This window comes from Arthrobacter sp. UNCCL28 (assembly GCF_900102805.1).
GTDB lineage: Bacteria > Actinomycetota > Actinomycetes > Actinomycetales > Micrococcaceae > Arthrobacter > Arthrobacter nicotinovorans_A.
Genome location: NZ_FMWE01000010.1, coordinates 58,257 through 74,662, shown reverse-complemented (window position 1 = coordinate 74,662; position 16,406 = coordinate 58,257). Strand labels below are relative to the sequence as shown.

General features: G+C 61.9%; 12 protein-coding genes and 2 tRNA genes. 10 read left to right on the top strand and 4 right to left on the bottom strand.

Annotated features, from left to right (window positions below; all coding sequences use genetic code 11):
* Window positions 1-21: 21 nt before the first annotated feature.
* A complete protein-coding gene (locus tag BLQ01_RS20080) occupies window positions 22-504 on the top strand; it encodes a ribose-5-phosphate isomerase (protein ID WP_026542387.1) in 483 nt (160 codons plus the stop codon).
* Window positions 504-1,391, top strand: coding sequence for an Fpg/Nei family DNA glycosylase (locus tag BLQ01_RS20075; RefSeq protein WP_091553934.1), 888 nt, complete (start codon window positions 504-506; stop codon window positions 1,389-1,391). The genes BLQ01_RS20080 and BLQ01_RS20075 overlap by 1 nt, the downstream gene beginning before the upstream one ends.
* Before the next feature lie 111 nt (window positions 1,392-1,502).
* Here BLQ01_RS20075 and BLQ01_RS20070 read toward each other — a convergent pair.
* Window positions 1,503-1,576: transfer RNA gene (locus BLQ01_RS20070), tRNA-Gly, on the bottom strand.
* A 128-nt stretch (window positions 1,577-1,704) separates the two neighbouring features.
* Between BLQ01_RS20070 and BLQ01_RS20065 the strand changes: the two genes are divergently transcribed.
* From BLQ01_RS20065 to BLQ01_RS20040, 6 genes are all read left to right on the top strand, one after another.
* Window positions 1,705-1,779: transfer RNA gene (locus tag BLQ01_RS20065), tRNA-Pro, on the top strand.
* Window positions 1,780-1,848: 69 nt separating this feature from the next.
* Complete coding sequence (tig, locus tag BLQ01_RS20060; RefSeq protein ID WP_091553931.1) at window positions 1,849-3,231, top strand: trigger factor; 1,383 nt, start codon at window positions 1,849-1,851, stop codon at window positions 3,229-3,231.
* Window positions 3,232-3,469: 238 nt separating this feature from the next.
* On the top strand, window positions 3,470-4,093 hold the full coding sequence (locus BLQ01_RS20055; RefSeq protein WP_026542390.1) for an ATP-dependent Clp protease proteolytic subunit: 624 nt from the start codon (window positions 3,470-3,472) through the stop codon (window positions 4,091-4,093).
* Window positions 4,094-4,132: 39 nt separating this feature from the next.
* On the top strand, window positions 4,133-4,792 hold the full coding sequence (locus BLQ01_RS20050; RefSeq protein ID WP_026542391.1) for an ATP-dependent Clp protease proteolytic subunit: 660 nt from the start codon (window positions 4,133-4,135) through the stop codon (window positions 4,790-4,792).
* Window positions 4,793-4,974: 182 nt separating this feature from the next.
* Window positions 4,975-6,264, top strand: a complete 1,290-nt coding sequence (gene clpX / locus BLQ01_RS20045; RefSeq protein ID WP_026542392.1) for an ATP-dependent Clp protease ATP-binding subunit ClpX — start codon at window positions 4,975-4,977, stop codon at window positions 6,262-6,264.
* A gap of 46 nt (window positions 6,265-6,310) precedes the next feature.
* Window positions 6,311-6,970 carry a mycothiol-dependent nitroreductase Rv2466c family protein gene (locus BLQ01_RS20040; RefSeq protein WP_091553928.1) on the top strand — a complete coding sequence of 220 codons (660 nt, stop codon included), beginning with the start codon at window positions 6,311-6,313 and terminating at the stop codon, window positions 6,968-6,970.
* Window positions 6,971-7,005: 35 nt separating this feature from the next.
* Here BLQ01_RS20040 and BLQ01_RS20035 read toward each other — a convergent pair whose 3' ends face one another.
* Window positions 7,006-7,881 carry an Fpg/Nei family DNA glycosylase gene (locus tag BLQ01_RS20035; RefSeq protein ID WP_091553926.1) on the bottom strand — a complete coding sequence of 292 codons (876 nt, stop codon included), beginning with the start codon at window positions 7,879-7,881 and terminating at the stop codon, window positions 7,006-7,008.
* A gap of 362 nt (window positions 7,882-8,243) precedes the next feature.
* On the bottom strand, window positions 8,244-10,865 hold the full coding sequence (gene valS / locus BLQ01_RS20030; protein WP_091553924.1) for a valine--tRNA ligase: 2,622 nt from the start codon (window positions 10,863-10,865) through the stop codon (window positions 8,244-8,246).
* Between the two features lie 71 nt (window positions 10,866-10,936).
* Between valS and BLQ01_RS20025 the strand changes: the two genes are divergently transcribed.
* The gene (locus BLQ01_RS20025; protein WP_026548206.1) at window positions 10,937-11,728 is read left to right on the top strand and encodes an SDR family oxidoreductase; all 792 of its coding nucleotides are present in this window, start codon (window positions 10,937-10,939) and stop codon (window positions 11,726-11,728) included.
* On the opposite strand, the gene BLQ01_RS20020 is transcribed toward BLQ01_RS20025, so the two are convergent.
* Window positions 11,725-12,768 carry an endonuclease/exonuclease/phosphatase family protein gene (locus BLQ01_RS20020; protein WP_091553921.1) on the bottom strand — a complete coding sequence of 348 codons (1,044 nt, stop codon included), beginning with the start codon at window positions 12,766-12,768 and terminating at the stop codon, window positions 11,725-11,727. The genes BLQ01_RS20025 and BLQ01_RS20020 overlap by 4 nt on opposite strands.
* A gap of 329 nt (window positions 12,769-13,097) precedes the next feature.
* Here BLQ01_RS20020 and ileS point away from each other — a divergent pair, with 329 nt between their 5' ends.
* Window positions 13,098-16,406, top strand: coding sequence for an isoleucine--tRNA ligase (gene ileS, locus BLQ01_RS20015; protein WP_091553919.1), 3,309 nt, complete (start codon window positions 13,098-13,100; stop codon window positions 16,404-16,406).

Below are 16,406 nucleotides of genomic sequence, written 5' to 3'. Positions count from 1 at the left end.
CCCAGAAAGAATGGACTTCCTGTGACTACACCCCGCGTCCACATCGCTACCGACCACGCCGGCATGGAACTCAGTGCCCACCTGGTCAGCCACCTCACGGCCAAGGGCTATGAAGTGGTGGATCACGGACCCAAGGAGTACGACGCCCTGGATGACTACCCCTCCTTCTGCATTAATGCCGGACTTGCCGTCGTGGCAGACCAGGAAGCCGGTGTGCACGCCTTGGGAATCGTCCTGGGCGGCTCGGGAAATGGTGAGCAAATTGCCGCAAACAAGGTCAAGGGTGTCCGGGCTGCACTTGCCTGGAACCTTTCCACCGCCAAGCTGGCCCGGGAGCACAACGACGCCAACGTCGTCGCTGTTGGCGGCCGCCAGCACTCGGTTGAAGAAGCTACCGAACTCATTGAAGCCTTCCTGCAGGAACCGTTCAGCAATGATGAACGCCACGTACGCCGGATCGGAAAAATCGCGGTGTACGAAACCACCGGCGAAATCGTCGAGTAGTGCCCGAGGGGCATTCGGTCCATAGGCTGGCCCGCCAGTTCCAGGATGTTTTTGGCGGCCGGCGCCTGGACGTATCCAGCCCGCAGGGCCGGTTCGCTGCAGGTGCCCAGCTCCTGAGCGGGCACACCATGGTTGAAGCGAACGCCCATGGAAAGCAGCTCTTCCTGCGGTTCGACCACGGGCACTTCCTTCACGTGCACCTGGGTCTTTACGGCGCCTGGAGCTTTGGCGGAGACAGTTCGTTTACCGGCGCGTCCAGCATTGGCGCGCCCCGACGTATCGGCGAACGGGAAACGGGCCCTTCTTCCGCCGACGACACGTATACCGGGCCGCCTCCTCCCGTGGGAGCCGTGCGTGTACGCCTGGTCTCGGACCATGGCTGGGCGGACCTCCGCGGTGCCACCACCTGTGCTGCCATCACGCCGGCAGAAGCGGCCGTGGTCATGGAGCGGCTGGGCCCGGACCCGCTGCATAACCGGCCAGGCGACCGCGAAGAGTTCATCCGACGCCTGCGGCGTCGTAAAACGGCAGTGGCCCTGCTGCTGATGGATCAGTCCGTCCTTGCCGGGGTGGGCAACATCTATCGCGCGGAAGTGCTGTTCCGGCAGGAGGTGGATCCCTGGACGCCGGGTACCAGTATCGATGCTGAAACGGCCGGCCGTCTCTGGGATGACACCGTGGACACGATGTCCGACGGCGTCCGCGATGGACGGATTGTTACGACGCCCCCTGCGCTGTGGACGGGTGGGGCCGGAACAGCGCCCGACGCCGATGCCCACTTCGTCTACAAGCGGAACGGGCTGCCCTGCCGCGCCTGCGGGACGCTGGTGGGCGTGACGGAGATCGGGGCACGCAAGTTGTATTGGTGCCCCGGCTGCCAGTTGTAGCAGCAACGAGGTGTAGCAGCAGCGAGGTTTAGTAGCAGCCCTGTAGCAGCAGCAACCCGGTGCAGCAGAAACAAAAAACGCCCCGATCCTATGGATCGGGGCGTTTTCCCTTGGAGGGGACGACGGGAATCGAACCCGCGTAATCAGTTTGGAAGACTGAGGCTTTACCATTAAGCTACGTCCCCAGGACGGATATCCATGTTCAGGACATCTTCCCGGTGGCTGTTCAAGCCGGGTACAACTAAACCTAATTCCGGCGGCGGTGTCAAATGTGCATTCCTGGCCCGCTTGCCCGTAGACTGTCCTGTGCATTCGGGGTGTAGCTCAGCTTGGCTAGAGCGCCTGCTTTGGGAGCAGGAAGTCGCAGGTTCAAATCCTGTCACCCCGACTCTGTGTTTGTGTCCGCCTCAGGGACGCGACAGAACCCCATACCCACAAAATCAGGAGTACTTAGACTGTGAAGAGCGCTGTCGAGAACCTCACCGCAACGCGGGTCAAGCTCAACGTTGAGGTTCCCTTTGAGGAACTGAAGCCGAGCATCGATGCCGCGTACAAGACCGTTGCTTCGCAGATCCAGGTCCCCGGATTCCGCAAGGGCAAGGTTCCCACCAAGCTGATCGACCAGCGCGTTGGCCGCGGCTACGTCCTGGAGACGGCCATCAACGATGGCCTCAACGGCTGGTACCAGGCCGCAGTTCAGGAAACGGGCGTCCGCCCCCTGAGCCGTCCCGAGGTTGAGATCACCGAGGTACCGGACCCCACGTCAACCGATGGTGAGCTCAAGTTCCAGGTGGAGATCGATGTCCGCCCCGAGATCGAACTCCCGGACTACGCCGGCATCAAGGTCGAGGTCGCTGCAGCAGAGTCCTCCGACGCTGACGTTGAGAAGTCCCTCGACGAACTCCGTGGCCGTTTCGGCACCCTGAGGTCCGTCGAGCGCCCCGCCAAGAACGATGACTTCCTGACCATCGACATCACCGCCACCATTGATGGCGAAGAGATCGATTCCGCAGCAGGCCTGTCCTACCAGGTTGGCGCCGGCACCATGCTTGAAGGCCTGGACGAAGCCGTGACCGGCCTCTCTGCTGACGAGGAAGCAATCTTCGACACCACCCTGGTGGGTGGCGACCACGCCGGCGAGTCCGCCCAGGTGAAGGTTGTTGTCAAGGCTGTCAAGGAGCGCGAGCTCCCCGAGGCAAACGACGACTTTGCACAGCTGGCCTCCGAGTTCGACACCCTTGCCGAGCTCCGCGAGGACCTCGCCAAGCAAGCTGCCGACTCCAAGGTAGTCGAGCAGGGCGTAGAAGCCCGCGACAAGGTCCTGGACAAGCTCGTTGAGCTCGTAGAGGTACCGGTTCCGGATTCCGTGGTCGAAGAGCAGATCGAAGCTCACTTCAACCCGGAGAACGCCCACGGCGAAGGTGACCACGACACCGAGGAGCACCGCGCGGAGGTCAAGGCCAACACCGAGCGTGCGTTCCAGAACGAGATCATCCTTGATGCCATCGCGGACAAGGAAGAAGTAGATGTCAGCCAGAACGAGCTGATCGACTACATCGTCACCACCGCAAGCCAGTACGGCATGGATCCCAACCAGTTCGCCCAGATCATTGATCAGAGCGGCCAGGTTCCGATGATGGTTTCCGAGGTCCGCCGCCGCAAGGCTCTGGCCGTTGTGCTGGGCCAGGCAGAGGTTGTCGACTCCGAAGGCAACAAGGTTGACCTCACCGACTTCGTACGCCCTGCCGGCGAAGCAGCAGCCGAAGAGGCCGCCGCTGTCGAGGCTCCCGAGGAAGCCGACGCCCCCGCAAGCGACGACCCCGCAGCAGTGAAGTTCTAACAGCAGCAATGAAGTTCTAGCAGCTGCTCCACCGGCCCCGGATCTCCTGATCCGGGGCCGGTTTGCTTTAAGGCCGAACATGGGCACTCTTCGCAGACGTGCGCCGTCAGCGAACAGCGCGATTCCGGCGAACAAATCGCCCCCGAAAACGGTTAGTGTCCAAGTAGTGAAGTTCAGTGAGGTCACTGGCACCAGCGAGAGGTAAGTACTTATGTCACAGCAATCAGAGGCTCCCCGGATGGCAACTGTCGATCCCGCAGCCCAGGACAACTACATCTACAACCGCCTGCTGAAAGAGCGCATTATCTGGCTCGGCTCTGAAGTCCGTGACGAGAACGCCAATGCAATCTGCTCCCAGCTCCTCCTCCTCTCGGCCGAAGACCCGGAGAAGGACATCTACCTTTACATCAACTCCCCGGGTGGGTCCGTGACGGCCGGCATGGCCATCTACGACACCATGCAGTTCATCCCGAACGACGTCGTCACGGTCGCAACGGGCCTGGCAGCATCCATGGGCCAGTTCCTCCTGTCCTCCGGCACCAAGGGCAAGCGCTACGCCACCCCTAATGCCCGCATCCTGATGCACCAGCCCTCCGGCGGCATCGGCGGCACGGCCTCGGACATCAAGATCCAGGCTGAACTGATCCTGCACATGAAGAAGGTCATGGCGGAACTCACGGCTGAACAGACCGGTCAGTCCGTGGAGACCATCCTCAAGGACAACGACCGCGACAAGTGGTTCACGGCCGCCGAGGCCCTGGAGTACGGCTTCTTCGACAAGATCTCGGCACACGCCGGTTCTGTTGCCGGCGGCGGCGGAACGGCCAACCAGTCGGGCGCTGAGTCGAACTCCGAAAACTAACCGGCACAAAGAACCACTGAAACCCCAGGAGTAAAGAACATGAACTACAACTTCGGATGGTCTGCCGGTAATCTCCCGTCCAGCCGCTATGTCCTGCCCCAGTTCGAAGAGCGCACGCCTTATGGCTTCAAGCGCCAGGACCCGTACACCAAGTTGTTCGAGGACCGCATCATCTTCCTCGGCGTCCAGGTGGACGACGCTTCAGCTGATGACATCATGGCCCAGTTGCTGGTCCTCGAGTCGACGGACCCGGACCGTGACATCACCCTGTACATCAATTCCCCAGGTGGTTCGTTCACGGCCATGACAGCCATCTACGACACCATGCAGTACATCCGTCCGGAGATCCAGACCGTATGCCTGGGCCAGGCTGCCAGTGCAGCTGCCGTCCTGCTCGCAGCCGGCACTCCGGGCAAGCGGCTGGCACTGCCGAACGCACGGGTCCTGATCCACCAGCCGGCTCTGTCCGGCGGCCAAGGTGGGCAGGCTTCGGACCTCGAGATCCAGGCTGCGGAAGTCATGCGCATGCGCACCTGGCTGGAGGACACGCTGGCACACCACTCCGGCCGCACGTCCGAGCAAGTCAACAACGACATCGAGCGGGACAAGATCCTCACGGCGGCTGACGCCCTGAGCTACGGCCTGATCGATCAGGTTCTTGACTCACGGAAGATCAAGCCCCAGGCAATCTCCCGGTAGCACACGGAATTCGACGCCGGTGCGGTTCGCGAAATATGGACCGCACCGGCGTTCTGTTTCCACCCAAGCTGCCCATTGTGACCTAGAGTGGATGTTGTCACGGTGGTGCCAGCCGCGGCTTGGCCGCACACTTGAGTACGGCGCGGAGCCGCATCACCCGCATGCAACGAAGGGATTCCCACATGGCTCGGATTGGCGAGAGCACGGATCTGCTGAAGTGTTCTTTCTGCGGAAAGAGCCAGAAGCAGGTACGGAAGCTGATTGCCGGGCCCGGTGTCTACATCTGCGATGAATGCATCGAGCTGTGCAACGAGATCATCGAAGAGGAACTCGCTGAAGTTTCCGATCTCGGCAGTTTCGAGCTGCCCAAGCCCCGTGAGATCTTCGATTTCCTCCAGGAATACGTCATCGGCCAGGAACCTGCCAAGCGGTCGCTGGCGGTTGCTGTCTACAACCACTACAAGCGCATCCAGGCAGGCCACGCGCCCAAGACCGGCAGCCTTGGTGAGGGTTCGCATCACGAGGATGTAGAGATCGCCAAATCCAACATCCTGCTCATCGGTCCCACTGGTTGTGGCAAGACCTATCTGGCCCAGACCTTGGCCCGACGACTGAATGTGCCCTTTGCTGTAGCCGATGCCACCGCCCTGACTGAAGCCGGCTATGTCGGTGAGGACGTCGAGAACATCCTGCTCAAGCTCATCCAGGCTGCGGATTATGACGTCAAAAAGGCCGAGCAGGGCATTATCTACATTGATGAGATCGACAAGATCTCCCGCAAGAGCGAGAACCCGTCCATCACCCGGGACGTTTCCGGTGAAGGCGTACAGCAGGCGCTCCTGAAGATCCTTGAGGGGACGGTGGCATCGGTACCCCCTCAGGGCGGCCGCAAGCACCCCCACCAGGAATTCATCCAGATCGATACCACCAATGTGCTGTTCATCGTGGCCGGCGCCTTTGCAGGCCTTGAAGACATCATTGGTTCACGGTCCGGCAGGAAGGGCATTGGCTTTGGTGCTCCGCTGAACGAGGCACGGGACAACGTTGATAGTTACGGTGAGGTCATGCCGGAGGACCTGCTGAAGTTCGGTCTGATCCCGGAATTCATCGGCCGCCTCCCTGTGATTACCACCGTTTCCAATCTGGACCGGCCGGCGCTGATCCAGATCCTGTCCACCCCGAAGAACGCGCTGGTGAAGCAGTACCAGAAGATGTTCCAGTTGGATGGGGTGGAACTGCAGTTTGATGATGACGCCTTGGACTCCATCGCGGACCAGGCGTTGGAACGTGGCACGGGTGCCCGCGGACTGCGGGCCATCATGGAAGAAGTGCTCCTGCCGGTCATGTTCGATCTGCCCAGCAGGGACGACATCGCCACTGTGGTCATCACAGCTGACGTTGTGCTGAAGAAGGCGCAGCCCACCATGATTGCCCATGATGTGGTGGCCAAACGGCGGAATAAGTCGGCATAGCCTCCTGTTGCCCATAACAAGACCTGGTTCCATAGGGGCCGTCGCCATGCCACCCATACACCTTTTAGAGGAGTTCCCTGTGTCCGAACAGACTGCCGAAGAGACCGTCAACAAGGCTGATTTCTGGTTTGACCCCGTTTGCCCGTTCGCGTGGATCACTTCGCGCTGGATCGGCGAGGTGGAGCAGGTTCGGGGCATCGAAACCCAGTGGCATGTCATGAGCCTGTCGGTACTCAACGAGGGCCGCGACCTCCCCGAGAGCTACCGGGCCATGATGGACGACAGCTGGGGACCGGTCCGCGTGATCATCGCCGCCCAGGAACTTCACGGCAGCAGCTACGTCAAGCCTTTGTACGACGCCATGGGTGAGCAGATCCACCACGAGGGAAACAAGGACCGCGCATCGGTCATCCAGAAGGCCCTCGCCGACGTAGGCCTCCCCGCAGACCTGGCGCGCTTCGCCACTTCAGATGAATACGATGCCCGGCTGAGGGAAAGCCACGAAGCCGGAATCTCGCTGGTGGGCCAGGACGTCGGTACCCCCGTAGTAGCGGTGAACGGCACAGCGTTCTTCGGCCCGGTCCTTACCCGGATCCCCCGGGGAGAAGAAGCAGGGAAGCTCTGGGATGCCACGGTTGCTTTGGCTGCATACCCCCACTTCTTTGAGTTGAAGCGCAGCCGCACTGAAAGCCCTGAATTCAACTAGCCCTGAATTTAACTAAGCAAGCCCAAGGGCCAAAACTACTTTAAGAACCGGGACGTCCGTCGGTCAGCCAGCACCTTTCCATTGGTCTGGCAGGTAGCACAATATTGCAGGGAGGTGTCCGCGAAGGACACCTCCCTCACTGTATCCCCGCACACGGGGCAAGGAAGACCGGTGCGTGCATGGACCCGGAAGTTGCTGCGCTTGGTGTCTTTGAGCTCGCTGGATGGTTTGCCTGCTGCTGCGTTGACGGCTCCCACCAGAATCTCCTGCATGGATTCGTAAAGCCGTGCCACCGTTGCCTGGTCCAGTGACTTGGCGATGGCAAAGGGAGATATCTTCGCCGCATGGAGGATTTCGTCGCTGTAGGCGTTTCCGATGCCGGCGATGACACTTTGGCTTCGAAGCAATCCCTTGACCTGTTGTGAACTGGCCCCAAGGATTGCAGCCAGCGCTTCCTGGTCGAAGTCCGGGCTGAGTGGCTCTGGCCCCAGTGAAGCTATTCCCGGCACATCCTGGGGATCGCGCACCACGTAGATGGCCAGGCTCTTTTTGGTTCCTGCTTCCGTCAGGTCCACCCCGATGTGTGCCTCATCCTCAGGTCCGTGCAGCAAAAGCCTTGCAGAGATGTTGCTCTTGCCCATCCGCAGTCCAGCAGAGGATGGATGTTCGGTGTAGCGGACCCATCCGGCTTTAGCCAGGTGGAAGATAAAGAACAGGCCATCGACGTCTACGCAGACGAACTTGCCAAGGCGCCGCACACCTTTGACGGTACGGCCCTCCAACAGGCTGTAAGGCGGGTCCGCAGTCTTTAGCGCAGAGAAGGAATTGATGCGGACCTCGTTGAGCACGGCGCCGCTGAGTTGGGTGTCCAGATACATGCACAGGCCGTGCACTTCGGGGAGTTCCGGCATGGTCAATACTCTGCCACACGAAGCCTTGGACGTGCAGGAAAACTACAGGTTTGTAGTTCTGCGGAAGGTCTTGTGCATGGCTGCCAGCAGGACAACAATGGTTCTTACCCACTTCGAAAGAAGCGGGATACGGAAACCAAAGATTCAGTGATTGCAACCGACGCAGCCTTCGGCAAAGTTGGAAGCAGGCTACCAGTGATGAGGTAGGAAGACCTGAAATTCCAAGGATTCCGCCAGACTGTCAGGACATCACCAGACAGCCGAAAAGTCGAAGCCCCACCAACGGCAAAACGCTGATGGGGCTTCCCCTTTGCCCTGGAACGGGCGGTTGCTGATCTCGCCGCTAGCGAGGACGCCGCTCGCTAGGACGCGGTGGTCTCCTCAGCCGGCGCCAGCACGACGTCGGCCACGGTGAGGTCGCCTTCGCCTGACTGGAGGGTGATCTCCTGGGCGTTGGCGGCCGCTTTCAGGTCGCCCAAGCCGGCCTTCAACTGCGCTACAAGGACCTCTGATGCGGTGATGGATGCCGAAAGCACCTCGGTGCGCTGCTTGACCTTGGCCTCGGACTTTGCCTTTCGGATGCCGCCGAGCGCGATGCCCACGGTACCCAGCATGGTGGTGTCGCCGTCGGTGATTTCCAGGGCGGCGGGCCATTCTGCACGGTGGACTGATCCTGCTCGCCACCAGCCCCAGACCTCTTCGGTAGCGAAGGGCAGGAACGGGGCAAAGAGCCGCAGGAGCGAGTCCAGGGTTGTCGCCAGCGCGGCCAGGACGGAGGCTTGCTCGGTCTCACCGGCGGCACCGTAGGCGCGGTCCTTGATGAGCTCGACGTAGTCGTCCGTGAACTGCCAGAAGAATGACTCAGTGATCTGGAGCGCACGGGCGTAGTCGTAGTTTTCGAACGCCTTGGTGGACTGGGCAACGACGTCGGAGAGCTGTGCGAGCAACGCACGGTCCAGCGGGTTGGTCAGTACAGAGAGGTCATTGGACACCACGGAGTTTTCCGTGGCGCCGAGGTTCAGCACAAACTTCGAGGCGTTCAGCAGCTTGATGGCCAGGCGGCGGCCGATCTTCATCTGCGCGATTTCGTACGCAGTGTCGGCGCCGAGCTTGGCTGAGGCTGCCCAGTAGCGGACCGCGTCCGAACCGAATTCCTTCAGCACGTCGGTGGGCACCACAACGTTGCCCTTGGACTTGGACATCTTCTTCCGGTCAGGGTCAAGGATCCAGCCCGAAATGGCCGCGTGCTTCCATGGGGCATTCTTCTGCAGGGCGTCAGCCCGGACGGCAGAGGAGAACAGCCAGGTGCGGATGATGTCGTGGCCCTGCGGACGGAGGTCGAAGGGGTAGACCTTGGCGAACAGGTCCTCGTCCCGGCTCCAGCCACCCACAATCTGGGGGGTGAGGGAGGACGTGGCCCAGGTGTCCAGGACGTCGGCGTCACCGGTGAAGCCGTTGGGCTGGTCACGCTGTGCTTCTTCGAAACCGGGTGCAGCGTCCGCGGCAGGGTCTACCGGCAGCATCTCATCCGAAGGCAGGATGGGGTGGTCGTAGTCCGGGTTGCCCTGGGCATCCAGGGGGTACCAGACGGGGATGGGCACGCCGAAGAAGCGCTGGCGGGATACGAGCCAGTCACCGTTCAGGCCGGCAATCCAGTTCTCGTAGCGGGAACGCATGAAGGCCGGGTGGAAGGTAATTTCCTGTCCACGGCCGATCAGTCGTTCGCGGCGTTCTTCGTCCCGGCCACCGTTGCGGATGTACCACTGTCGGGAGGTGACAACCTCAAGGGGCTTGTCACCCTTCTCGAAGAAGTTCACGGGGTGGGTGATCTTCTTCGGCTCACCGTCCAGGAGATCGGCTGCCTTGAGCAGCTCAACAACGGCTTCCTTGGCGGAGAAAGCAGTCTTGCCGGCGATAGCGGCGTACGCTTCCTTGCCGGCGTCGGTGGTGATCCACTCAGGCGTCTCGGCAATGATACGGCCGTCGCGGCCCATGATGGCGCGGGTGGGCAGCTGCAACTCGCGCCACCAGGTGACGTCGGTCAGGTCGCCGAAGGTACACACCATGGCGATGCCGGAGCCCTTGTCTGCCTTGGCCAGCGGGTGGGCCTTGACTTCAAGCTCTACGTCGAAAAGTGGCGACTTCACGGTCTTGCCGAACAGCGGCTGGTACCGTTCGTCGTCGGGATTTGCCACCAGGGCCGCGCAGGCAGCCAGCAGTTCCGGACGGGTGGTCTCGATGAAGATTTTTTCGCCGTCTTCGGTGAAGAAGGGGTAGCGGTAGTAGGCACCGGCGACTTCGCGGTCCTCAAGCTCTGCCTGGGCTACGGCCGTCCGGAAAGTGACGTCCCACAGCGTGGGCGCCTCGGCCATGTAGGCATCACCGGCAGAGAGGTTGGCCAGGAAGGCGCGCTGGGATACGGCGCGGGAAGTGTCATCGATGGTGCGGTACGTCAGGTCCCAGTCCACGGAGAGGCCAAGGGTCTGGAACAGGTTTTCGAAGACTTTCTCGTCCTCAACGGCGAGTTCTTCACACAGTTCGATGAAGTTCTGGCGCGAAACGACGTCGAAGTCGCGCTGGTTCTTTGCCGGCTGTGCGGGGGGCGTGTAGTCGGCCTTGTAGGGGATGGCGGGATCGCAACGCACACCGTAGTAGTTCTGGACGCGGCGCTCGGTAGGCAATCCGTTGTCATCCCAGCCCATGGGGTAGAAGACGTTCTTTCCGGTCATCCGCATGTAGCGGGCCTGGACGTCGGTCTGGGTGAAGGAGAACATGTGGCCCACGTGGAGCGAGCCGGATGCCGTGGGCGGGGGAGTGTCGATCGAGTAGACCTGCTCCCGGGTGGTGTCCGGATTGAACTTGTAGGTTCCTTCATTCAGCCAGCGCTGCGTCAAAGCAGCCTCGAGGCCCTCCAGGGCCGGCTTATCGGGAACGTTGATGGGGGCGGTGGCGGGCGTGTCTGTACCCTGCGTTGATTCAGCCATGGGTCAATTGTTTCATGGCCCGGCGTTACAACCCGCCGCGGAACGATGCGGCCCCCGGATAAGGTGGTGGCATGACTTTGGCAGCGCACAACACTCCTTCAGGGCAGAACGCAGAAAACAACACGACAGCCGTCGTCACTGGTGCCAGCACCGGCATCGGAGAGGCCACGGTGAGGGCGCTGGCTGACGCCGGATGGACCGTCTTCGCAGTGGCGCGGCGTGCCGACAGGCTCGAGGCCCTTGCTGCCCAAACAGGTGCGGTGCCCTTCCCTGCCGACATCACCGAGGACGACGACGTCGCTGCCTTGCTCGCGGCCGTTACCGAAGCCGGGGGTGCCGGCACGCTGATCAACATCGCCGGCGGTGCACGGGGCGCCGATACCATCGCCAACGCCGACACCGATGACTGGGACTGGATGTATCAAGTAAATGTCCTGGGAACCATGAAGATCACCCGTGCCTTCCTGCCCATGCTGCGGGACAACGGCGAAGGGACGGTCCTGAACCTGACCTCAACGGCAGGGCTCTCTGCCTATGAGGGCGGGGCCGGGTACAACGCCGCCAAGTTCGCCCAGCACGCCATGACCAACGCCCTGCGGCTGGAAGAAGTGGGCAATAACATCCGTGTCATCGAGGTAGCGCCAGGGCTGGTCCACACCGAGGAGTTTGCCCTGAACCGGCTGGGCGACAAGGACGCAGCAGCCAAGGTCTACGCCGGGGTGGACAAGCCCCTGACCGCCGAGGACGTGGCGGGCGTGGTGGCGTACTCAGTGTCGTTGCCCCACCACATCAACCTCGACCAGATAGTGATCCGGCCCGTGGCGCAGGCCGCAAACCACAAGTTGATCCGCAAGGAAAGCTAGCCTGCCGGGATGGCCAGCGTGGCCATGATGGCGGCGTGATCGGTGCCAGGAACCTTATGGACTGCGTAACCGCTGCTGCTGATCCGGGGTGAGGTCACCAAGTGGTCGATGACAATGCCCGGCAGCGGTGGCCCTTCCATGGGCCAGGTGGGGGAGAACCGCGCACCTGAGGCTATGCCGGCGTCGACCAGCTTCCTGCCGTCCTGGCCCGCCGGGGCGGTATCGAGCACTGCCCTGAACTCATGGTGATCGAAGGTGGCGTTGTAATCGCCCACCAGCACGTGGTTCCCCGGCCGGGCCGCCTGCCTGGCCACCTTCTCCAAGTCACTGCGCCACTGGTCAATCCGTTCATCGACAGGTGGAAGGGCATGGACATTCGTGAGGTTCAGAGCCGCCGGGGACGCCGCGCCGGAACCGGATACCAGTACCCGGGTGACATCCATCCGGAAAGGTGTATCCGGCAGTTGACCTATGGCCTCAAGAGGGAACACCGAATACACGGCACCCCCGGAAGCGTCATCGTTGGGATGGCTGAGGCGGTTCGGCAGAACCTCATCCATGCCTGCGGCACTGAGTGCGTCTTCGAGCCGCTGCGTATGCTCCTGAAGTGTCAGCAATTGGACGCCGTTATCGCGGACCAATTGCACTACGGTTTCCGCGTCCGCCTCACCGTACTCAGAGTTGAGGCTCATCACCTTCAACGAAACTGTGCCTATGCCAGCAGGCAACGTTTCCGCTTTACCCGCATCCAGTGGAAACAGCCACAGCAATTGCAGAGCCAGCAAAGCCGCCGTCATGATGATCACCCACAGGCGACGTCCCACCACAGCAAGCACCAAGGCCAGGGCCGCCGGCAACACCACCCACGGTGTGAAAGACAGCAATTGCACCACCAACAAGGGCCACTCGATCGGGACCGCCCGGAATATCGACACTCCCGCCACGGGCAGCAACATCACCAGGGCCAGAACCGACCAGGCGATGGATGCGGTCCGCCGGCGCGGCCGGGTTGCCTGAACGGCGGGAGCGGAAGGCGTCATGGGGTCGAGTCTATGTACCAGCCCGGGAAATGGGCTCCATCCAAGGGATGAACTCCCGGGTAGAGCAAGGCGGTGCGCTGCGGCTAGACTTGAAGGACCAGCTTTGACCCGGCCATCACCGGTGAGCTTCCGGAAGAACAGTACTGACCACCTTCGCCGGTGGACAGGGCCCAGTAGAACCGGACGGGTAAGCCCGTCACAGCAGTAATGAGAGGCCGGAATCCAGTATTCCGGTAAGTGAGGTGGTACCGCGGTACCTGCGCAGCCGACAGGCAGCACAGAAGCCGTCCTCGCATCCTGACAGTCAACCAGCTATCACAGGATATGAGATGACCCACTACCCCAAGGCCTCAGCGTCTTCGTCCGGCACGCACGGCGTGTCCGCTTCCGTGAAGTTCCCGGAAATCGAAGAACGCATCCTCAAATACTGGGAAGAAGACGGCACCTTCCAAGCCAGCATCGACCAACGGGATGCCGGCAAAGACGGCAGCAACGAGTTCGTCTTCTACGATGGCCCTCCCTTCGCCAACGGACTCCCGCACTACGGCCACCTGCTGACCGGCTACGCCAAAGACCTCGTGGGCCGGTACCAGACCCAGCGCGGCAAGCGCGTGGAGCGCCGCTTCGGTTGGGACACCCACGGACTCCCGGCCGAACTCGAAGCCATGAAGCAGCTGGGCATGACGGACAAGACCCAGATTGAAGCCATGGGCATCGACAAATTCAACGACGCCTGCCGCGCCTCGGTCATGAAGTACGCCAACGAGTGGAAGGCCTACGTCACCCGCCAGGCCCGCTGGGTGGACTTCGAAAACGACTACAAGACGCTCAACGTCGAGTACATGGAGTCGGTGCTCTGGGCCTTCAAGCAGCTGCACGAGAAGGGCCTCACCTACAACGGCTACCGTGTCCTCCCATACTGCTGGAAGGACGAGACGCCGCTGTCCAACCACGAGCTCCGCATGGACGACGACGTCTACAAGAACCGCCAGGACCAGACAGTCACAGTCACGTTCCCCATCAAGGCCGGGGACACCGAACTCTCCAAGTCGCTCGCAGGCGTCCAGGCGCTCGCCTGGACCACCACGCCCTGGACGCTGCCCACCAACCTGGCGCTCGCCGTCGGGCCTGGGATCTCCTACGCGGTCCTGCCTGCAGGACCCAACGGTGTGAAGGCGGCATCCGCCGAGGCTCCGGTGACGGGCAGCTTCCTCCTTGCCGCTGACCTGCTGGGGTCCTATGCCAAGGACCTGGGGTACGACGACGCTGCTGCCGCGACTGCCGCCGTCGTCTCGACCCATACGGGCACCGAGCTGGCAGGCCTTGAGTACGAGCCCCTGTGGAACGACTTTGCCGACACCGAGAAGTACGGCACCCAGAACGCCTGGCGTTTCCTGGTGGCAGAGTACGTCACCACCACTGACGGTACGGGCATCGTCCACCAGGCTCCGGCCTACGGCGAGGATGACCAGAAGGTCTGTGAAGACGCCGGTATCCCCGTGGTCCTGTCCGTGGACGAGGGCGCCAAGTTCCTGCCGCTGTTTGCTCACGGTGAGCTTGCCTCGATCGTCGGCCTCCAGGTCTTTGACGCCAACAAGCCCATCACCCAGGTTCTCCGTGCCGACGGCCGCCTCGTCCGCCAGGCCAGCTACGAGCACAGCTACCCGCACTGCTGGCGCTGCCGGAACCCCTTGATCTACCGTGCCGTGTCTTCCTGGTACGTAGAAGTCACCAAGTTCAAGGACCGCATGTCCGAGCTGAACCAGGAAATCAACTGGATCCCCGGAAACGTCAAGGACGGTCAGTTCGGCAAATGGCTGGACAACGCCCGCGACTGGTCCATCAGCCGCAACCGTTATTGGGGCTCGCCCATTCCGGTGTGGCAGTCCGATGATCCCGAGTATCCCCGGACCGACGTCTACGGTTCGCTGGCCGATCTTGAAGCGGACTTCGGCCGGCTCCCCATGAACAACGAGGGTCAGGTTGACCTGCACCGGCCGTTCATCGACGAACTGACCCGTCCCAACCCGGACGACCCCACAGGTCGATCCACCATGCGCCGCGTCGAAGACGTTCTTGACGTGTGGTTCGACTCCGGGTCCATGCCGTACGGCCAGGTTCACTACCCGTTCCAGAATGAGGAATGGTTCGACACCCACAACCCTGCTGACTTCATCGTGGAGTACATCGGCCAGACCCGTGGTTGGTTCTATATGCTGCACATCCTTTCCACGGCCCTGTTTGACCGTCCGGCTTTCCGCAACGTGATCAGCCACGGCATCGTGCTCGGCTCAGACGGCCAGAAGATGTCCAAGAGCCTGCGCAACTACCCGGACGTCTCCGAGGTCCTGGACCGCGACGGTTCCGACGCCATGCGATGGTTCCTCATGTCCAGCCCCATCCTCCGTGGTGGCAACCTTGTTGTCACCGAGCAGGGCATCCGCGACGGCGTTCGCCAGGTCATCCTGCCGCTGTGGAATGTGTACAGCTTCTTCACGCTGTACACCAATGCTTCGAACGTAGTGGATGGGAAAGCGGCCGGTTACGAGGCAAAACTCCGCTACGACGGCTACACCGACACCCTTGACCAGTACCTCCTGGCCAACACCGGGGACCTGGTCCGGAACATCACCGCCAGCCTGGACAGCTACGACATCTCCGGTGCCTGCGATGAACTGCGCAGCTACCTGGACATGCTCACCAACTGGTACGTCCGCCGCAGCCGGCAGCGCTTCTTTGATGAAAACGTTGACGCCTTTGATGCGCTCTTCACCGCACTGGAAGCAGTATGCCGCGTATCTGCATCCTTGCTGCCGTTGGTTTCCGAGGAGATCTGGCGCGGGCTGACCGGTGGCCGTTCCGTGCACCTGGCTGACTGGCCCGATGCTTCGCTGTTCCCGGCAAACACCGAACTGGTTGAAGCCATGGACCGCGTCCAGCAGATCTGCTCCACCGGCTCCAGCCTGCGAAAGGCCGCGAACCTGCGCGTCCGCCTGCCGTTGCAGGAACTGACGGTAGTGGCACCTGGTGCAGACGCGCTGGAAGGCTTTGCCGCCGTCGTCGCTGATGAATTGAACCTGCGTTCGGTCCGCCTGCTGGACGCTGCAACCGCGTCGCCGGAAGAATTCGGCATCGAGCAGAAGCTCGTGGTGAACGCCCGGGCTGCCGGACCCCGCCTGGGAAAGAACGTGCAGCAGGCCATCAAGGGATCCAAGTCCGGTGACTGGTCCGTCAGCGAGGCAGGTGTGGTGGTGGCAGGTGGCCTTGAGCTTGAGCCGCACGAATACACGCTGGAGACTGTGGTGGCTGAAGGGGCCGGGGACGGCAGCGCTGCCAAGAAGGCAGTAGCCGTACTGCCCGGCGGAGGTTTTGTGGTCCTGAACACGGAGGTTACTCCGGAACTTGCAGCTGAGGGGCTGGCGCGCGACATGGTCCGTGCCATCCAGCAGGCACGCAAGGACGCCGGCCTCAACGTGAGCGACCGCATCCGCACGTCCGTGGAGGCTGCACAGGATGTGGTGGATGCACTCGAAGCCAACGCGGAACTGGTCAAGACCGAGACCCTGACCTTGGAACTTGAGGTTTTGTTGGCCAGTGTCGACGAGCCGCAGGTCACCGTCGTGAAGGCAGGGGCTTGA